General features: G+C 72.1%; 16 protein-coding genes. 8 read left to right on the forward strand and 8 right to left on the reverse strand.

Annotation, left to right across the window (positions count from 1 at the left end):
• Positions 1–7: 7 nt before the first annotated feature.
• Entirely contained in the window at positions 8–2134 is a 2127-nt protein-coding gene (locus tag NZH93_RS02965) for a putative bifunctional diguanylate cyclase/phosphodiesterase (RefSeq protein WP_259621304.1), read from the reverse strand.
• 121 nt (positions 2135–2255) lie between these two features.
• The gene (locus NZH93_RS02970; protein ID WP_259621442.1) at positions 2256–3053 is read right to left on the reverse strand and encodes an SAM-dependent methyltransferase; all 798 of its coding nucleotides are present in this window, start codon (positions 3051–3053) and stop codon (positions 2256–2258) included.
• 176 nt (positions 3054–3229) lie between these two features.
• On the opposite strand from NZH93_RS02970, the gene NZH93_RS02975 reads away from it, so the two are divergent.
• The 6 genes from NZH93_RS02975 (at position 3230) to NZH93_RS03000 (ending at position 9849) form a co-directional block, all read left to right on the forward strand.
• Complete coding sequence (locus NZH93_RS02975) at positions 3230–4552, forward strand: cytochrome P450 (RefSeq protein ID WP_259621305.1); 1323 nt, start codon at positions 3230–3232, stop codon at positions 4550–4552.
• A gap of 14 nt (positions 4553–4566) precedes the next feature.
• On the forward strand, positions 4567–5577 hold the full coding sequence (locus NZH93_RS02980) for an alpha/beta hydrolase (RefSeq protein ID WP_259621306.1): 1011 nt from the start codon (positions 4567–4569) through the stop codon (positions 5575–5577).
• A gap of 162 nt (positions 5578–5739) precedes the next feature.
• Positions 5740–7059: a cytochrome P450 gene (locus NZH93_RS02985; RefSeq protein WP_259621307.1), complete on the forward strand. Its 1320-nt coding sequence runs from the start codon at positions 5740–5742 to the stop codon at positions 7057–7059.
• A complete protein-coding gene (locus tag NZH93_RS02990; RefSeq protein WP_259621308.1) occupies positions 7056–8189 on the forward strand; it encodes a hypothetical protein in 1134 nt (377 codons plus the stop codon). Before NZH93_RS02985 ends, NZH93_RS02990 begins: the two co-directional genes overlap by 4 nt.
• 81 nt (positions 8190–8270) lie before the next feature.
• A complete protein-coding gene (locus NZH93_RS02995) occupies positions 8271–9113 on the forward strand; it encodes an alpha/beta fold hydrolase (protein WP_259621309.1) in 843 nt (280 codons plus the stop codon).
• Positions 9114–9228: 115 nt separating this feature from the next.
• Positions 9229–9849: a dihydrofolate reductase family protein gene (locus tag NZH93_RS03000; RefSeq protein ID WP_259621310.1), complete on the forward strand. Its 621-nt coding sequence runs from the start codon at positions 9229–9231 to the stop codon at positions 9847–9849.
• A 5-nt stretch (positions 9850–9854) separates the two neighbouring features.
• Here NZH93_RS03000 and NZH93_RS03005 read toward each other — a convergent pair whose 3' ends face one another.
• Entirely contained in the window at positions 9855–10748 is an 894-nt protein-coding gene (locus NZH93_RS03005) for a hypothetical protein (RefSeq protein ID WP_259621311.1), read from the reverse strand.
• 122 nt (positions 10749–10870) lie between these two features.
• Here NZH93_RS03005 and NZH93_RS03010 point away from each other — a divergent pair, with 122 nt between their 5' ends.
• Positions 10871–11494: a TetR/AcrR family transcriptional regulator gene (locus NZH93_RS03010; RefSeq protein WP_259621312.1), complete on the forward strand. Its 624-nt coding sequence runs from the start codon at positions 10871–10873 to the stop codon at positions 11492–11494.
• 35 nt (positions 11495–11529) lie between these two features.
• On the opposite strand, the gene NZH93_RS03015 is transcribed toward NZH93_RS03010, so the two are convergent.
• Positions 11530–12336 (reverse strand): SDR family oxidoreductase, encoded by an 807-nt coding sequence (locus NZH93_RS03015; RefSeq protein WP_259621313.1) that lies wholly within the window; start codon positions 12334–12336, stop codon positions 11530–11532.
• Between the two features lie 115 nt (positions 12337–12451).
• Between NZH93_RS03015 and NZH93_RS03020 the strand changes: the two genes are divergently transcribed.
• On the forward strand, positions 12452–13783 hold the full coding sequence (locus tag NZH93_RS03020) for an MFS transporter (protein WP_259621314.1): 1332 nt from the start codon (positions 12452–12454) through the stop codon (positions 13781–13783).
• Between the two features lie 57 nt (positions 13784–13840).
• Here NZH93_RS03020 and NZH93_RS03025 read toward each other — a convergent pair whose 3' ends face one another.
• The 4 genes from NZH93_RS03025 to NZH93_RS03040 form a co-directional block, all read right to left on the reverse strand.
• Positions 13841–14422 carry a Shedu anti-phage system protein SduA domain-containing protein gene (locus tag NZH93_RS03025; protein WP_259621315.1) on the reverse strand — a complete coding sequence of 194 codons (582 nt, stop codon included), beginning with the start codon at positions 14420–14422 and terminating at the stop codon, positions 13841–13843.
• Positions 14382–15437, reverse strand: a complete 1056-nt coding sequence (locus NZH93_RS03030; protein ID WP_259621316.1) for a site-specific DNA-methyltransferase — start codon at positions 15435–15437, stop codon at positions 14382–14384. The genes NZH93_RS03025 and NZH93_RS03030 overlap by 41 nt, the downstream gene beginning before the upstream one ends.
• A gap of 79 nt (positions 15438–15516) precedes the next feature.
• Positions 15517–16998, reverse strand: coding sequence for a carboxylesterase/lipase family protein (locus tag NZH93_RS03035; RefSeq protein ID WP_259621317.1), 1482 nt, complete (start codon positions 16996–16998; stop codon positions 15517–15519).
• Positions 16995–18512, reverse strand: coding sequence for an AMP-binding protein (locus NZH93_RS03040; RefSeq protein ID WP_259621318.1), 1518 nt, complete (start codon positions 18510–18512; stop codon positions 16995–16997). Before NZH93_RS03040 ends, NZH93_RS03035 begins: the two co-directional genes overlap by 4 nt.
• Positions 18513–18589 lie beyond the last annotated feature (77 nt).

Below are 18589 nucleotides of genomic sequence, written 5' to 3' on the forward strand. Positions count from 1 at the left end.
GGCTCGACTACAGGTGGACCTGGAGGCCCTCGTAGAAGGCCGCGGCGGGCTGGTCCGGCCCGAAGTGGGGGCCGGTCGCCACGTCCGCGCCCCGGTCCCGCCACCAGGTCGCCTGCGCCTCCGTGGTGACGCCGTCGACGGCGATGAGCACACCCGTCTCGTGCAGCACGGGGATCAGGACGTTCGCGAACCCCGCGCCCCTCCCGGTCCCCAGGTCCACCAGGCGCTTGGCCACGCGAACCGAGCGGACGCCGAAGCCCTGCGCGGCGGCCAGGTCGTCCGGTCCCAGGCCGAAGTCCTCCAACGCCGTCCGCACGCCCATCTCGGCCAGCACGCCGAGGTTGTCCGCCGCCTCGGGCACCGCCACCACGCCCACCGGGACGCCGACCACCAGCCGGTCCGCCCGCAGACCGGTGTTCTCCAGCACCCGCACCACCCGTGACACGAGGTCCGCGTCGGACGCCTGGTGCGCGGTCACGGCGACGGTCAGCGGCGGTGCGACGCCGCCGCCCTGCCCCCACCACCGGACCTGGCCCGCGGCGGTGCCGAGCAGCCACTCGCCGAGCGGCAGGATCAGGCCCGTCATCTCGGCCAGTTCCACGCACCGCTCGTGCGCCACGGGCCGCTGCGGCCCCTCCCAGAGCAGCACCGCTTCCACGCCGTCGACGACGCCGTCCGACAGCCGCACCACCGGCCGGTAGCGGACGGACAGCTCACCCTGCTCCCACGCGCCCGGCATGCCGACGGCCAGCGCGTGCGTCGACCGGGCCGCCGTGTCCTGGTTGGGGTCGAACAGCACCCACTGCCCGCGCCGCTCCGCCTTGGCCCGCCGCAACGCCTGGTCGGCCGCCCGCAGCAGCTCGGTGTGGTCCTGGTCGCGCGCCGAACCCCGCGCCACGCCGATCGACGCCGACAGCGCCAGGCCGCGGCCGTCGACGTACAGGGGTTCGGCCAGCTCCCGGTTGACGGCGGCGGCGATGGTGGCGATGTCCGGGGTGGCGGCCGTGTTCTCTACGAGGATGCCGAACTCGTCGCCGTCGAACCGGGCGACCATCGCCTTCTCCAGCGCCAGCAACGACTTCAGCCGCTGCCCGACGTGCACCAGCAGCCGCTCGCCCGTGCGCCAGCCGAGGCTGTCGCACACCATGCCGAACGCGTCGAGGTCCAGGTGCAGCAGCGTCACGCCGTGCACCGGGTCGGCCCGCCGCACCGCGCCCTCCAGGTAGCTGCTGAAGAACTGGCGGTTCGGCAGGCCGGTGAGCACGTCGTTCAACGCCTGCCGGTTCAGCTCGCTCTGGAGCAACACCAGCTCGGTGCCGTCCTCGACGACCACGACGAAGTGCCCCGGCTCGCCGTCGGCGTCGCGCAGCAGCGACGCGGTCAGCGAGATCCGGGCGACGTCGCCGTTCCTGCGCACCAGCCGCTGGGACTGCCGGACGCGGTCCTGCCTGCCCTCCACCACGGCCAGCATCGCGGCGCGCAGCTTCCCGACCGTGCCGGGGTCGACGAGGTCGAACAGGGTCTTGTCGATCAGCTCACCCGCGGTGAGGTCGAGGATGTCGCAGATCGCGCTGTTGACCCGGATGAGCCCTCCGTCGACGCCGACGATCACGATGCCGCTCGCCGACGACGTGACCACCTCGTCGAACCGCGCCTGGCTCTCCTTGAGGTTCCACTTCGCGTCGCGCACGGCCTTGAGCAGCGAGAGCTGCATCCGTTCCTGCTGCTCCAGCACGGACCGCCGGTTCGCGACCAGGAAACCGGTGGCCAGCGCGCCGATCGCGCGGGTGATCCGGTCCGCGTGCGCCCCGGCGGGCTGGAACTCCGGCAGCGCGGGGAGGCCGGCGGCCAGCACCTCGGCGGTGTGCCGCAAGCCGTCCTCGCCGACGTGCCCCAGCGAGACGACGTGCCCGCCGACCCGTTCGACCGCCGCGAGGTCCAGCGGGTCGCGGGTCAGCACCGCGCACAGGACGTCGAGCTGCTCGCGCAGCTCCCGTTCCAGCTCCTCGGCGGTCAGCGGGATCATCTCGGCGCCGCTCAGCAGGTACCCCCACTTGCGGGCGAGGAGATCTCGCGCGCGGGAGCCGTCCGGGGAGGCCGGCCGGGGATCGGGGGTGGAGCCTGGCGAGGACATCGGTTCAGACCTGCTTCGTTCTGGTAGCGCGGCGGCTCACCCGCCGGAGGACGGCACGGGCTCGCTCGCGGTCGCGGGGTTCGGTTCGACGACCGCGGTCTTCGGCGGGGGCGGGGCGGTGTCAGGGTTTCCGGGCGACACCGCCGTAGATCACCGTGTTCATCTCCGAGGTGTCGGAGATGTCGCCCCGCCCGGCGGGCCGCCACGCCGCGCACCCGACCAGGCCGGGCTCGACCAGCTCGAAGTCGCCGAACAGCGCCCGCACCCGGTGGTGCGGCCGTTCGGTGAGCCGGTCGGCGCTGCGGCTCTCCTCGATCAGGCCCGTCACCTCGGACAGGCGCTCGTCCTGGCCGTCCGCGGTGACGTGGGTGATCGCCAGGTGGCTGCCGGGGGCGAGCGCGTCGCGGTACCGGGCCGTCAGCTCCCACGGGTCGTCCGCGTCCGGCACCCAGTGCAGCATCATCAGCATCAGCAGGCCGACGGGCTGGTCGAGGTCGAGCAGGTCGCGGGTCTCCGGGTGGTCCAGGATCGACTCGGGGTCGCGCATGTCGGCGTGCACGATGGTCGCGCGGTCGTTGTCCGCCAGCAGCAGCTCGCTGTGCGCCACCGCGACCGGGTCCTTGTCCACGTACACGACCCGGCTCTCAGGGAACTCGGCCTGGGCGACCTCGTGCACGTTGGCCACGGTCGGGATCCCGGACCCGATGTCGAGGAACTGCCTGACCCCCCGATCGGTCATGAACCGGACGGCCCGACCGAGGAACGCCCTGTTCACGCGCGCCGCCGAACGCGCGTCCGGCATCACCCGCGAGACGTGCACCGCGAGTTCGCGGTCCACCGCGAAGTTGTGGGCGCCGCCGAGCAGGAAATCATAGGTGCGGGCCATGCTCGGGACCGACACGTCAACGCTCCGCGGAATCCATTCCTGTTGGACCACCGCTGCCCCTCCTCGGATTGGGTGGCATGATCCTAGCGGCCGATAGGCCGATCCTATTGCCCCAGGAGAGTGGTAGAGACCACCTGATCGGACGCTCCCACTTTCACCTGAATGGCTTTTATCGTTGCACATCCACTAGGTTTAGGCGAGGAGCGGATATGTCCGTCCCGGTGGCTCCGGGCCGCCTTCCCCTGCTGGGCCATACCGTGCAGATGCTTCGTCGGCGGAACGACTTCACCGCAGATTTGCGGAATCACGGTGACATCGTCCGGATCGATCTCGGAACGATGCCCACCTATTTCGTGACGAATCCGCACGTCGTCCACGAACTGCTGGTCCAGAAGGGTGCTTCATTCAGGAAGGGCGCATTGTTCGACAAGTTCCAACCGGTCTTCGGAAACGGTCTGGCCACGTCGAACGGCGCTTTTCACCGCCGTCAGCGCCGGATGGTGCGGCCCGCGTTCCACGGGGAGCGCGTGGCCCTCTACTGCCGGGCCATGGCCCGCGCGGCGGCCGACCTGACGGCGACGTGGCACCCCGGCCAGGTGCGGGTGATCGAGGAGGACACCCAGGCGCTCGCCGTCACCATCGTGGGCGAGGCGCTGTTCTCCACCGACATCGGTCGACGCGCGGTCGAGGAGGTGCGCCGGTCCATCTTCACCGTGCTCAAGCAGGGCATGGTCCGGGCGCTGTCGCCCACCTTCGTCGAGAAGCTGCCCCTGCGCGGCAACCGCGAGTTCGACCGGGCCGTCGGACGCCTGCGCTCGATCGTGCTCGACGTCGTGCGCGGGTGGCGGGAGGAGGGCGTCGACCGGGGCGACCTGCTGTCGATGCTGCTGATGGCCCAGGACGCCGACACCGGCGCGGGGATGTCCGACGAGCAGGTCCACGACGAGGTCATGACCCTGCTCATCGGCGGCATCGAGACCACCGCGCTGGCGCTGGCCTGGACGTTCCACGAGATCGGCAGGCACCCGGAGGTCGAGCGCCTGGTCCACGCCGAGGTGGACGAGGTGCTGGGCGGGCGGACGCCCACCTACGCCGACGCCGCGAACCTGGTCTACCTCAACCAGGTCGTCGACGAGGTGCTGCGGATGTACCCGGTCTGGTTCCTGATGCGGCGCGCGCTGGCGCCGGTCGAACTGGGCGGGGTGGCGCTGCCGGAGGGCGCCGAGGTGATCTTCAGCCCGCACGCGCTGCACCACGACCCCGCGTCGTTCGGGGAGCCTCACCGCTTCGACCCCGACCGCTGGTCGCCCGACCGCGCCGCGTCGATCCCCAAGGGGGCGTTCGTCCCGTTCGGCGCGGGCTCGCGCCAGTGCGTCGGGAACCTGTTCGCACGGGCCGAGATCCTCATCACCGCGGCCACCGTCGCGTCGCGGTGGCGGCTGGTCCCCGTGCCCGGCAAGCCCGTCCGGGTCAAGTTCACGACCGCCGCGTACCCCAGCCGCATGCTGATGACGGCGGTCCCCCGCTACTGAGTTGGAGTTCTTCCGTGGGTTTATCGCGTTACCGCCGGTTCGGCGCCGTTCTGCTGCTCGCCGTCGGCGTCGGTCTCGCACCCGGCACCTCCGCCGCGTCGCCGCGGACGACGTGCGAGGACGTCGACGTGCCGGTGACCGTCGACCTGCTGCCGCAGACGATGTACGGCAGGCTGTGCGTGCCGGAGGGCGCCACGACGGTGCAGGTACTGGTACCGGGCGGCACGTACACCAGCGCGTACTGGGACATCGGCTACGCGCCGGAGACCCGGTCGTACCGGCAGGCCGTGAACAGGGCGGGCATCGCCACGATCGCCGTCGACCGGCTCGGCAGCGGCCGCAGTTCCCGGACGCTGAGCGCGCTGGTCACCGTGTCCGCCCAGGCGAACGCGGTGCACGCCGTGGTCCGGTCGTTGCGGCCCCGGTTCGACCGGGTGGTGCTCGTCGGCCACTCGATCGGCTCGGCGGTGGCCACGGTGGAGGCGGTCTCGCACCACGACGTGGACGGCGTGGTGATCACCGGGCTCTCCCACCAGATCAACCTGCCGGGCGCCGTGCCCGTGTTCACCACCCTCATCCCGACGCTGCTCGACCCCGTCCTCAAGGACCGCGGCCTCAACCCCGGTTACCTGACGACCACGCCCGGTTCCCGCTACTCGTCGTTCCACACCCCCGGAGTGGTGGAGCCGGGCGCGCTCGCCTTCGACGAGGCCACCAAGGACGTCGTCACGGCGACCGAGACGCTGGGCACGGTGCTGGTCGGCAGCCTCGTCCCGCTGTCGCGGCAGATCACCGTGCCGGTGATGCTCGTCATGGGCGGCGGCGACGGGAACTTCTGCGGCCCGCCCCTCGGCGCGGACTGCTCGTCGGACGACGCGCTCCGGCTGTCGGAGGGCCGGTTCTACGCGCCCGAGGCCCGGCTTCGCACCCACGTCGTCCCCGGTTACGGGCACTCGCTCAACTACTCCGCCGGCGCGCCGGACTACCACCGGGCCGTCATCGAGTGGACCAATTCGATCGGTTGACCACCCCTAGAAACCGTTGTGCCGCAAGGAGGTCCCGCAACACCCCGCGGAGTGACTACGCGGTGTCCCAGCGCCAGCACAATGCCCATCCATGACCAGGAGCGCGCCGACCGCAGGCTCACCGCCACCCCCCGATCCGCCGAGCGCCCGCGGTGAGCGGTCATGACGGCCGTCGTGGCGAACGCGCCCGGCGGCCTGCCGCTGATCGGCCACCTGGTCCCGCTGGTGCGCGACAGGCTGGAGTTCCTCCGGCGGCTGCCCGCGCACGGGGACCTCGTGCGGGTCCGCGTCGGGCCGTGGAAGGCGCTGGTCGTCACCAGCCCGGAGCTGAGCCACGAGGTGCTGCGGGACGACCGCACGTACGACAAGGGCGGCTACCTGTTCGACCGCATCCGGGAGACCGGCGGCAACGGCCTGGTGAGCTGCGCCCACCGCGACCACCGCAGGCAGCGCCGCCTGGTCCAGCCGTCGTTCCACCGCGACCGGCTCCCCGGTTACGTCGGGGTGATGAGCGCGCGGCTCGACGAGGTGCTGGAGCGCTGGCGGGACGGCGGGACCGTCGACGTCCTCGCCGACATGCAGTCCGTCACCGCTCGCACGATGGTGCCCGGCGGCCTGTCCTCGTCGGCCGTCGAGGAGGTGGTCGACGACATGAACGTCGTCCTCGCCGGGGTCGCGTGGCGGTCGCTGCTCCCCAAGAGCCTGGACCGGGTCCCGACACCGGCCAACCGGCGCTACCGCAGGGCGCAGGAGCGGCTCCGGCGGGTCGTCACCACCGTCATCGCCGACCACCGCGCGGGCGGCGGCGACCACGCCGACCTGCTGACCGGCCTGCTCGCCTCGTGCGATCCGGGCGACGGCACACCGGGCCTGTCCGACGACGAGGTCCACGACCAGGTGCTCACGTTCCTGCTCGCGGGCACGGAGACCACGGCGAACGTGGTCGGCTGGGCGCTGCACCTCGTGTCGCGGCACCCCGGCGTGGAACGACGCCTGCGCGCCGAGGCGGCCGAGGTCCTCACCGGCGGCGACGTCACGCCGGACGACCTGGCGCGGCTCACCCTGGCGCGTCACGTCGTCCTGGAGACGCTCCGGCTGTACCCGCCGGTCTTCCTGCTCACCCGCCTCGTCACCAAGGACGTGGAACTCGGCGGCCACCGCCTGCCCGCGGGCAGCACCGTCGCCTACAGCCCCTACGTGGTCCAGCACCGGGCCGAGCACTTCCCGAACCCCGAGAGCTTCGTCCCCGACCGGTGGTCCGACGGCGAGGACCCGCCGCGCGGGGCGTTCCTCGCCTTCGGCGGCGGCGCGCGGCGCTGCGTCGGCGACACCTTCGGGCTGCTCGAAGCCACGTTGATGCTGTCCACCATCACGCAGAGGTGGTCGATGCGGCCACTCCCGCGGTCGAGGACGCGCCCGGCGACGAGCCTGGTGCTCAGACCTCGCGCCCTGCACCTGCGGTCACGGGCGGTGCCCTCGTGACCGTGCGCGCCGACACCTGGTTCTACCCCGCGGACATCGCGGACGACCTGGCGGACTCCGGCCTCCCGCCCGAGGTCGTCGCCGAGACCCTCGCCTGCGCCTGGGAGTACACCCGGTGCGTGATCCCCCAGTTCACCAACTGGGACCGCTACCTCGCGTTCACCCGGATCATCGTGATCGGGATCATCGCGGAGTTCCGCGGCCACCTGGTGGACGTGGCGGCCGACGACCACCCGCTGGGCTACGACCTCGACGACCTGCTGGACACCGTGTTCAAGGGCACCCCCGGCCACCGGGAGATGGCCCGCGAGTACCGCGCGTTCCTGCTCGTCACCGGGGACAAGTCCAGCGACCGGCGGGACTCGGAGCTGTTCCACCGGTACGTGACCGCCCTCGCCAGGTCCCCTCGGGACTGGTTCCGCCTGCGCGACTGCGACGCACTCGCCCGCTTCACCATCGCCGCCGCGCTGGCGTGCAACGACCACGACGACACCTGGTTCACCGAGGAGGAGTTCGAGGTCCTCACCGAACTCGGCGACACCCTGTACGACGCGGTCGCCTACTACAAGCACCGCGCGGAGGGGGAGACCAACAGCACCTTCGCCTACGTGGGCCACGAACTGCGCAACGAGGGCTACCGCCGGTGCCGGGAAGTCCTGTGGGCGCTGGACGCGGCGTGGGCGCGCTCCCCCGCGCACCGACCCGTCCTCAACTTCCTGCGCTACTTCGGCGGGCCGATCCACATGATGATGCGGCGCTACCGGTTCACCGAGGAGGACCTGACGATCGGCCTGCCGGAGGACGAGCACGTGGTCACCCAGACCAGGCGGAACGTCAAGCTGTGGAACCGCGTCGACGTGACCGGCCGGAGCGTCCGCGACGCGCGCTACGCGACCCTCGCCGCCCGCAGCGACGAGCTGATGTTCCCCGGACTCGTGGAGCTGCTGGAGGGTTCCGCCGCGGGGCACTGCGACGACTGCCGCCACCGCCTCTCCTACGGGGCGGAGGGCGTCGGCCGGTTCGGTGGGGTCGAGCTGTGCGACGGGTGCCGGGGCGAGTGGCAGGCCTACCTCAGGGCGTTCCCGGCGCGGGCCGCGGAGGTCTTCCCCGTTCTGCGGACGTCGCCGTGACGGCGTCTTGACCACCCGGCGGTAGCGGTCGCGGCCCACGTAACGTGTGCCGCGACCGCGCACCCGTCCCGGAGGTCGACGATGCACTCGTTCCGCACGCCCGACGGCGTCATGCTGGGGGTCGAGCACTTCGGCGACGCGTCGAAGCCCCTCGTCCTGCTGGTGGGCGGCACGACCATGCTCTCCTGGCCCGACGCGCTCTGCGAGGCGCTCGCGCGCGGCGGGCGCCACGTCGTGCGCTACGACCTGCGCGACTCCGGCACGTCGACGACCGTCGACCCCGACGAGCCCGCCTATACGCTCCGCGACCTCGCGGCCGACGCCGCCGCGCTCGCGGGCGGCCTCGACGACCGGCCCGCGCACCTGGCCGGGATCGGTGTCGGCGGGATGGTCGCCCAGGTCGCCGCGCTCGACCACCCCGCCGCGTTCTCCGCGCTCACCCTCGTCGGGACGCGGCCCGTCGCGCCGGGCCCGGTCGACGACGACCTGCCCGACCACGACGGGGCGGCGCTGGAACGGCTGTTCAGCCTCCCGATGCCCGACTGGTCCGACCGCGGCGCCGTGGCGGAGTACGCCGCCGCGAGCGCGGAGATCCTCGGCGACGACCCCGCCGCGGCACGCGCGGTCGCCGAGCGCGTCTTCGACCGCGCGCCGAGCACCGACCCCGCCGTCGCGATGGCCAACCACCAGGGCGCGGTGTTCTCCAGGCTCGACTGCGCGCCGCGCTGGCGCGAACGCCTGCCGGGGATCGCGCTGCCCGCACTCGTGGTGCACGGACGTCGGGACCCGTTCTTCCCGGTCGGCAACGGCGAGGCGCTGGCGCGCGAGATCCCCGGCGCCCGACTGCTCGTGCTCGACCAGGCCTCGACCACCATCCCCGACGCGGCCGCCGACGAGGTCGCCGCGGCGATGCTCGCGCTCTAGGCGCCCTGGTCGACGGGCCGCGCGATCGTCCGGGAAAAAAGTTTCCCGGCGGTGTCGATCCGGTGCCCCGCCGTTCGACGCACGGGTGAAGGAACCACCGACCACGGGAGTCACCTTGAGCACCATCGCGATCAACACGTTCCTCACGCTCGACGGCGTCGGTCAGGCGCCCGGCGGTCCGGACGAGGACCGGGACGGCGGCTTCGAGCACGGCGGCTGGCAGGTGCCGCACTTCACCGAGCAGTTGGGCGAGATCGTCGGCGAGTGGCACACCGGGTTCGGCGGTCTGCTGCTGGGCCGCAGGACGTACGAGATCTTCGCCGCGCACTGGCCGAACGTGCCCGCCGACCACGACGACGCCGCCATGGCCGAGGTCCTCAACAAGGCGCCCAAGTTCGTCGCGTCCCGCACCCTCGGCTCCGCGGACTGGGACAACAGCACGCTCCTGGGCGCCGACGTGCCCACCGCCGCCGCGGAGCTGAAGGAGCGCGACCTCGGCGAGCTGCTGGTGATCGGCAGCCTCGACCTGGCGCAGACGCTGATCGAGCACGACCTCGTCGACGAGTACCGGCTGACCGTCTTCCCCGTCGTGCTGGGCACCGGCAAGCGGCTGTTCGGCGACGGCGCCGTCCCCAGCGGCCTCGAACTGGTGTCCACGCGCACCACCGACGGCGGCGTCGTGGCGTGCGTGTACCGGCCCGTCGGCAAGCCGACGTACGGCTCCTTCGCGTTGTAGCCCGGTCAGGTCGTCAAGCGACCGGCCCGGTGCAGCGTCTGCACGGCCTGGACGGTGGCGTACCCGCGCCACTCCAACTCCGCCGCCGGGGAGAAGGCGGCGAAGTCGACCACCCAGCCGCCGTCGTCGAGCTGCCGTTCGGCGAGCCGGTCCAGCTCGGCCTCGATCACCCCGTGCCGCAGCAACGCGCTCGCGGGCGTGCCCGGTACCGGCGCGAAGTTGAGCGCGCGCATGGTCTCCCCCTCGCTGCCGCCCTCGACCGGGACGAGGCCGGTGTCCGGCACGAACTTCCCGAGCCGCTCCAGCAATGGCGCGGCCTCGGGGTGCCGGTCGTGGGCGGCGTCGAGGAAGCGGATGGCGAACGACAGCTCGATCGCGTGCGGCTGCGTCTCCACCGAGGCGATGGCGTCCAGGCAGTACGCGGTCGCCCGCGCCAGCCACGGGTGCGCGGCGACCGCGGCGTCGTGCACCGCGACCCGATGGGCCACACCGGCGGCGAACGCCGTGCTCTGCAACGCCGACACCACCGGATCGGCACCAGCCCAGAACGTCGCGCACCCCGCGGGATCGGCGACCGGCAACGCGAACGGCAACCCGCCGTCGGGCAACGTCACCGAATCGAGCCAATCGCACAACTCGACCGCGCGCGGAGTCGTCAACGGCGCGACGTCCTCGAACACCTCAAACGCGTGCAACGCCCCCGCGGGCTGACTCTCGCCCGCCCGCAAATCCGGCTCCAGCCCCCAGCCGTAACCACCATCGGCATTGCGATAACCGTCCACCGCGGCCAACACCGCCTCCGGTCCGGTCCGGCCGAGGAGGAGGTCGAAACGACGGCGGTCGAGCACACGACCGTGCCTCGCGAGGAACGAGGCGGCACGGGAGAGGTCAACAGTCATACCCCCAGCATGGGGGCGGCCGCGCGGGGGTGTCTTGCACGAAACGGTCGTGGTCGTTCTGAACGCCACCTGCGGGTCACCGCCGCCCGTGCGGAGCGCGGGGCCGCTCTAGGATGACGACCGTGAGCCCCCGAGGTCAGCGCCGGATCGACGAGATCGGCGAGGAGAGCCGTCGCCGCATCCTCGACGCGGCCGAGGAGTTGTTCGCGGATCGCGGGTTCGACCGCACGTCGTTCGTGGACATCTCCGAGCGCTCGGGCATCAGTCGCGGGTCGATCCCGTGGCACTTCAAGAACAAGGACGGCCTCGTGATGGCCGTCGTCGAACGCGCGATCGACCGGGTGATGGTGCCGGAGCGGTACACGGCGCTGCCGCCGCTGGCCGACCTGCTCGACGACTACGCCGCGTGGGTGCGCAGCGGCAACTCGGCGCTGACGTTCATGCTGCTGACCGAGGCCATGAGCAGCACGGGCACCGTGCACAGCCGGTACCAGGAGTTCCTCGCCCGGCGGCGCGACGGCCTCGAGCTGTGGGTGCGCGCGCAACGGCCCGGAGGCGTGGATCCCGAGACCGCGTCGACGCGGGAGCGCGGGTTCGCGGTGGCGCTCAACGGCGCGCTCATCGGCATCCACCTCCAGGCGCTCATCGACCCCGACAGCTTCGACCTGGACGAGGCCATGCGGTCGGTCGCGACCCTGTTCGAGAAGAACCTGGCCGAGGTCTGGACCACCCCGCCCGAATCCTGAGACGGCGCCGGGCCGCCGGACCCGGCACCGTCGGGTCAGGAAGCCTCGGGCATGGAGTCGAGGATGGCCTCCATCCGGGTCCGCACCCAAGGCCGCATCGAGGCGTCGGTGTGGATCCACGGCGACCGGGCCTCCATCCCGGCGACGACCATCTCGCCGACGTCGTCGATCCCGGTGCCCGCCTTGAGGAACGCCTCGGTGGCCTGGAGGACTCCTTCCCCGAACCGGTCCGGGGAGACGTCCTCGCCCGCCGACCGGGAGTTGCGCAGGATGTCGGTGGCGACGGGGCCGGGGCACAGCACGCTCACGTCGATGCCGTGCTCGCCCGCCGCCAGCCGCAACGACTCCGACAGCCCGACCACCGCGAACTTGGCCGTCGAGTAGAGCACGTTGGTGCCCGCCACCAGGCCCGCGCCCGACGCGGTGTTCACCACGTACCCGCCCTCGCCGCGGTCGACCATGCGGGGCAGGAACGTCTGGACCCCGTTGACCACGCCGACGAGGTTGATGCCGAGCGCCACGTCCCACTGCTCGTACCGCAGGTCCGCCACCGCCGAGTACGGCGCGAACCCCGCGTTGTTGAACAGCAGGTCGACGGGCCCCAGTTCCGCCTCGACCCGGTCGGCGGCCGAGGCGAACGCCGCGCGGTCCCGCACGTCAAGCCGGACGGTCTCGACGACCGTCGTCCGCGACAGCTCGGCCCCGCTCCGCGCGAGCGCCTCCTCGTCGACGTCCGCCAGCGCGAGCCGCACACCGCGCCTGCCCAACGCCCGCGCGATCCCCAGCCCGATGCCCTGACCGCCGCCGGTGATGAAGGCGACCGACCCCTTCCAGTCCCTCATGAGCACGACCCTTCCCGCAGTTCTATGTTGACATGATATCTCTGTGTTGGTCAGCATAGAGATGTGCGCGCCGGGGGTCCACCTCGTGGGAGCGCACCGCCGAGGAGGGACACCGATGACCGAACAGGACCGTGCCGTGACCAGCGATCCCGCACCGCCGCCGGAGATGGCGTTCAAGGAGGTCGTGTCCGTCGGCGGGCGCATGACGTTGGGCGTGGTCGTCGGGTTCCAGGTGCTCGACAGCGTCGACAACGCGGTGTTCGGCATCTTCGCGCCCGAGATCAGCGAGTCGCTCGGCCTCACGTCGACGGAGATCACCGTCGTCGCGGCGCTCGCCGGGATCATGGTCGCCCTCGCCGCGCTCCCGCTCGGCTGGCTCGGGGACCGCCGCCGCCGCACCACCATCGCGGGCGCCTACACCCTCGCCTGGGCCTTCGCGGCCGCGCTCGTGGGCGTGGTCCAGAACCTCTGGCACCTGGTGCTGGCCCGCGTGGTCGCGGGCGTCGGCAAGGCGGGTGAGGGGCCCATCCAGGTCTCGCTCCTGACCGACACCTACCCGCGGGCCGGCCGTGGTCGGGTGCTCGGCCTCCACCGCGCCGCCCAACCGCTGGGCATCGTCGCCGGTCCCGTCCTGGCCGCGGTCTTCGCCGCGACCGTTCCCGCCGAGCACGAACCGTGGAGGTGGGCGTTCGCCTTCCTCGCCCTGCCGGGCCTGGTCCTGGGCGTGGCCGCCCTGCGCCTGCGCGAACCCGCCAGGGGCCGCTTCGACCGCGAGACGCCACGGCCGGTCCCCGCCCCCGTGCCGCTGCGCGCCGCGTTCGCGCGGCTCAGGGAGATCCGCACGTTCACCTTCGTCCTGATCGCGATGGGCGCGTTCGGCCTGTGCGTGGTCGCCGTGCCGATCCACCTGACCTTCATCCTCGAAGACCGCCTAGGGCAGGGCATGGTCGCCCGCAGCACGATCTTCGCCATCAGCGCGGTCGGCGGCCTGGTGGGCGCGGCGCTGGCGGGCGTCCACAGCGACCGCCTGTTCCGCCGCAGCCCCACCACGGCCCTCCACCTCGCCGCGGGCGCGCTGGCCGCGCTCGGCATCGGCTTCGCCTTCCAGGCGTACTCCCCCGACGTGGCGACGTTCGTGGTCATCGGCACGCTCACCCAGGGGATGCTGTTCGCGGGCATCGTCCCGCTGAGCATCACCGTCGCCGCGATCACCCCGCCCGAGATCCGCGCCACCGCGTTCGCACTGGTGGGCTTCAGCCTGGCGTTCGTCGGCGGCCTCGGCGGCGCGGTCGCCACCAGGATCGCCGAGTCGCTCTGGGGCGCCCAAGCGGCCATCGCCGCGATCGCCCCGACCGCGTCCATCGCGGCAGGCCTCGTCCTGGTGGCGGGCGCACGTCACCTACCCCGCGACATCAGGGGGAACGGCACGGACGAGGGGGGTCGGTGAGAGGACAGGTGGCCTACTCCTGAGTCGCTGGGCCGTTTCGCGTGGCGGCCTCTCGCCTCAGGAGCTCTCAAGTTCGTCCTCGGTGAAGCGGAGCGCTTCTTCCGCGCGCTTGATCAGGTCCAGGTAGGTGAGCACCCGGATTCGACTCTGGCCCACGTTGAAGGAGCGGACGGCCGTGGCGACCGTCTCCGCGGCAACCCCGGATATCTCCACGTGGTCGGGATTACCGATCACCACAGTGCCCTCGGCACGGCGGTAGTCGTAGTCCTGACCGAGTGCGTCGCGGTGGATCCTGTCCAGCGTCGGCCCCGCGTCGTCCATCATCTGGACGTAGCCCCTGCATTGGCTCACCGCGTCGTGCACGTCGGCCGACATGACCAGGTTCGCGCCTTGCACCTTGACCAGCCTGGCTCCGGGCCTCTTGAGTTCGACGACGTGAACGCTGCGGTCAGCGCGCACCAGAAGGATGTCGTGCTGCCCGAGGGGCATCAGGTCACGCCGGTCGGCCGTCTCCGTGTACTCACCACCGAAGATCCAGTGGCTGCGCCCGATCAGCCGCTGAACCGCGGCTTCCGTCGTCTTCTTGTCGGCGACGATCTCACGAAGGTCCTTCAGCAGTTCGCGACGCTGGCTGATCACCGCCAACTCGGCCGACCGGCGTTCCTCCTCGGTCGGGTCCAGCGCGGGAACGACTCCCCCCGTCTTCGCCGTACGTGACGGCCTGAATCCGCACGTTCTCGTGGGCGATCACCTCGTCCTGCCGGTCACGGACGAAGTGCGACCCGCCGTCGACCCAGCGGCGGCCGGTCTCGTGCGCGACCGCGGCGGCCGTGTCCGAGTCGCCGAAGTAGTCGAGCACGAGGTCGCCGGGGTTGGTCGCGATCGGGAGAAGACGGCGCAGCAGTCGTTCGGACGGCGGAACCGAACGGTGCCCGTCAGCCAGGTCCCACACCGTGCCGGGCAGCTCGTCAGGGGCTTCGGACAGGTAGAGCTTCAACCGGGGACGGCCGCCGGATGACCAGGCGATGCGTCCTTCGCTGTCCAGTTCCTCGAAGCGGTGCCGGGTGAATCGCCAAGATCGGTGGGCAGGCGGCCGCACAGCGGCGCCGCTCGGACCCCGTACCTCGTAACGCAGGTGCTCACGTGGGACAGGAGAGAACAGGTCACCCGCCAGCCACGGCCCGCGGGGGTCGTTGTCGGGGTTTCCGTATCGCGGCTCCGACTCGGCTGTGCGGGGAAGGGGGTTCGACTGCCACGTCGAAATGTCCCTCGCGAAGACGAGGAGGTAGTCATGGCTGGTGGTGAAGTAACGGGAGTCCCTACGGCCGGCGTTCTGAACGACGACCGTGGCCACGAAATTCGACCAGCCGTAGACCTTGTTCATCAGCAGACGGCAGTCGGCCAGCCGGTTGTCGTCGAGGTGCACCCAGACCGAGCCATCAGGGGAGAGCAGGTCGCGCACCAGGCGCAGGTGTTCCTGCATCAGACCGAGCCAGGAAGGCTTGCCGGGAACGTCCTCGTGCTCGACCATCCGATTCGTGTCCCACGGTGGCGCCAGATAGGCCAGCTTGACCTTGCCCCGATGGTGATCGGCATCGTTCAGGGTGCGAAGCGCGTCGTCGCTGTCTCCCTGACTGAGCAGGCTTCCCGTCATTCGACCAGCCTAGGACTCCTCGCGGAACGGCACGGACGAGAGGGGCCACGACTAGCGTCCGTCCACAGTGGACCCATCCTCACCGACGCCCGTCCCACGCCCCCCGTTCGACCCCCGCGGCGTCCGGAACCACCGCGGACGGCGTGTCGTAAACCATCGTCGACCTCTCCCCCGTGTCGTAGGTCGGCCAGCCGGGGTCGCCGGTGGTCACGAAGTCGACCCACGCGCGGTGCATCTCGGTCGCGAGGGCGGTCGGTGCGTCGGTGAACCTGGTGCGGGTCTGTGGTGGGAGTTGGTCGACCACGGCCAGGTCGTCGCGGGTGAAGGGGATCTCGATGCCGTGGAACGACGACTGGCCGCGGCGGGCGGTCGGTGGTTCCCAGCGGAACTCGTAGAGCCACGACGGTACCTTCCTGGCCTCGACCAGGCGGATCGTCGGGATGCGGAAACCCCAGTCGCTCCAGGCCGCTTCGGCGAGTTCGGCGCGGTCCGAGAGGTGGCGGCCGCCGGTTCGGTAGGCGTCCGCGAGGGCGCGGTCGAGGCCGATCGTGCGGCGGAGGCCGCGGAGGGCGAGCGGGCCGATCACGGGTAGTGCGCGGAGGGCCGCGACGAAGTCGACGGTCTCGTTGCGGACGGTCCCGGTCAGCAGGGGCACGTCCGAGCCCGCGGCGGCGTCCAGCGGTGACGTGGGCAGCAGGTCCGTGCCGTGCACCGCGCGGAACGGGCTCAGCAGCAGTGACCGCGGGTCGCCGCGCAGGAATCCGAGCAGGAACCGCACCATCAGCCACTGGGACGTGGCGGCGGTGCGTTCCAGCGACACGCCCGCGAACCCCTCGGGGGTCGCGGGGACCCCGAGGCGGCGGGCGGCGAGGCGGGTCACGCGGGTGGCCTCGTCCGCGTCCACGCTGGCCACCGAGCAGCCGCTCTGCGCTATCGCCCGCGAGAACAGGCCCGCCGAACCGGGCATCGCGAGCTGGAACATGACGCTCACCGCACCACCGGACTGGCCCATGATCGTGACCCGGTCCGGGTCGCCGCCGAAGGCCGCGATGTTGCGCCGCACCCACTCCAGCGCGGCCTGCTGGTCCCGCAGCCCGAGGTTGTCACGGCCCTCGCCGAGGTGCAGGAAGCCGTCGATCCCCACCCGGTAGTTGACGCCGACGTGCACGACGCCGTCACGGGCGAACGCCCGGCCGCTGTACCCGGCGAACGACCCGGACCCGGTCAGGTACCCGCCGCCGTGGATGTGCACGACCACCGGCAGACCCGCAGCCCCCGGATCGGGCGTCCACACCTCCAGTGTGAGGCAGTCCTCCCCGATCGCGCTCGCGTCCGAGGGCGCGAAGACGGGCGCCAGCGGGTCGTCGGCCGTGATGGGCTGCGGCGCCAGCGCGCCCGCTCGGGTCGCGTCGCGCACGCCGTCCCACTTCTCCGGCGCCTGGGGCGGCAGGAACCGCCGCGGCCCGAACGGCGGAGCGGCGTAGGGCACCCCGCGGAAGAGGTGCAGACCGTCGACGACGACGCCTGCGACGGTGCCGTGCTCGGTGGTCACGTGCGTCATGGGATCTGCCTTCGCTCGGCGGTGGTGGTCGCGCGCTCGGCGAGCACGCGGTCGCGCAGGAGGGCGCGGCGGACCTTCCCGGCGTCGTCCCGGAGCGGCTCGGCCGTGCGCTCGAAGGTGCGCGGGACCTTGTAGCGGACGAGGCGTTCACGCACGTGCGCCACGAGTTCCTCGTCGCTCACCGGGGCCGAGACCTGCACGATCGCGTGCAGGACACTGCCGTACTCGTCATCGGGAACGCCCACCACGCAACTGGAGACCACGAGCGGGTGCTCCTCGATCGCGCTCTCCACCTCGGCCGGGTACACGTTGGCGCCGCCGACGACGACCATGTCGGCCTTGCGGTCGGCCAGGTAGAGCCAGCCGTCCCGCATCGACCCGAGGTCGCCCACCGTCTCGAAGTTCCGCTCGTCGCGGTGGGGTGACGCGCCGAGGTAGAAGTACGGACCGGACTTCTCGGCCGTGCGGCGCATCCACAGCTCGCCCACGGTCCCGTCCGGCACGACCGCGCCGTCCTCGTCGCGCACCTCGATCTCGCCGACGAGCACCCGCCCGACAGATCCGGGGTGCGAGAGCCACCCGTGGCCGTCGGTGATGACGATCGCCTGCCCCTCGGTCGCGGCGTAGAACTCCAGGAGCCGGTCGGCGCCGATCCAGTCGATCCAGAACGTCCGCAGCCACGGCGGGCAGGGCGCGGCGCCGGTCGCCACCACGGCGAGGCTGGACAGGTCGGCCGCCGCGCGGACCCGCTCGGGGAGCCGGGCGACGCGGTGCAGTTCCGTCGGCACGAGGCACGCCCACTCGACGCGGTGGCGCCCGATGAGGTCGAGGGCCCGCTCGGCGTCGAAGCGCGGCATGACCACCACGTGGCCGCCGGTGATCAGCCCGGCCGTCGCCCACAGGAACCCGGCGTTGTGCCCGAGCGGCGTGGCGACGAGCACCGTGCTCCCCGGACGCATCCGGACGAGCGGCATCAGGGGCACCAGCGCGTCGGCGGTCGCGGGCTGGTCGCCCACGATGACCTTGGGGACGCCCGTGCTGCCGCCGGAGGTCGGGGCCTTCCACCACCGCGACACGAGCAGCGGCAACGGGCCGTCGTCCAGCGCGGCGTCCGGCTCGAACCCGACGGGGACCGACGGCGCGCCGGCGCCCGCGTCGAGACCGACGACGAGCGCGGGCCGGACGACGTCGACGATCGCCGCCAGTTCGCGGGCTGGCAGGCGGGACGACACGGGCTGGGGTGTGGCGCCGAGCTTCCAGACGGCGAGCACGGCCTCGATGAACGCGCTGCCCGACGGCAGCCCGACGGTCACGAACGCGCCTTCGCCGACGCCGAGCGCCGCGTACGCGCGGGCCAGGCGGTTGCTGCGCCGGTCGAGTTCGCCGCGGGTCAGCGAGCCGCGGTCGTCGGTGAGCGCGACGACGTCGGGGCTCTCCTCCGCGAGGCGGCGGACGGCCGTGACGAAGGGGGTGCCGGGGTCGAGGATCTCGCTGTGCCGGGCGGTGTCGGACATCGGCCCTCCGGTCGAGGCGTCGGTGCGTCGATCGCCAGCCAACCGTGGTCCAGCCGAATAGTCAAGGCATACTAGTC

The sequence above is a fragment of the Umezawaea endophytica genome, assembly GCF_025061645.1.
Classification (GTDB): Bacteria; Actinomycetota; Actinomycetes; order Mycobacteriales; family Pseudonocardiaceae; genus Umezawaea; species Umezawaea endophytica.

Excerpts from the sequence above, each read along its gene's own strand:
- NZH93_RS02965 (WP_259621304.1), bottom strand. The coding sequence starts at position 2,134 with ATGTCCTCGCCAGGCTCCACCCCCGATCCCCGGCCGGCCTCCCCGGAC.
- NZH93_RS02975 (WP_259621305.1), top strand. The coding sequence starts at position 3,230 with ATGTCCGTCCCGGTGGCTCCGGGCCGCCTTCCCCTGCTGGGCCATACC.
- NZH93_RS02985 (WP_259621307.1), top strand. The coding sequence starts at position 5,740 with ATGACGGCCGTCGTGGCGAACGCGCCCGGCGGCCTGCCGCTGATCGGC.
- NZH93_RS02995 (WP_259621309.1), top strand. The coding sequence starts at position 8,271 with ATGCACTCGTTCCGCACGCCCGACGGCGTCATGCTGGGGGTCGAGCAC.
- NZH93_RS03005 (WP_259621311.1), bottom strand. The coding sequence starts at position 10,748 with ATGACTGTTGACCTCTCCCGTGCCGCCTCGTTCCTCGCGAGGCACGGT.
- NZH93_RS03015 (WP_259621313.1), bottom strand. The coding sequence starts at position 12,336 with ATGAGGGACTGGAAGGGGTCGGTCGCCTTCATCACCGGCGGCGGTCAG.
- NZH93_RS03020 (WP_259621314.1), top strand. The coding sequence starts at position 12,452 with ATGACCGAACAGGACCGTGCCGTGACCAGCGATCCCGCACCGCCGCCG.
- NZH93_RS03030 (WP_259621316.1), bottom strand. The coding sequence starts at position 15,437 with ATGACGGGAAGCCTGCTCAGTCAGGGAGACAGCGACGACGCGCTTCGC.
- NZH93_RS03035 (WP_259621317.1), bottom strand. The coding sequence starts at position 16,998 with ATGACGCACGTGACCACCGAGCACGGCACCGTCGCAGGCGTCGTCGTC.
- NZH93_RS03040 (WP_259621318.1), bottom strand. The coding sequence starts at position 18,512 with ATGTCCGACACCGCCCGGCACAGCGAGATCCTCGACCCCGGCACCCCC.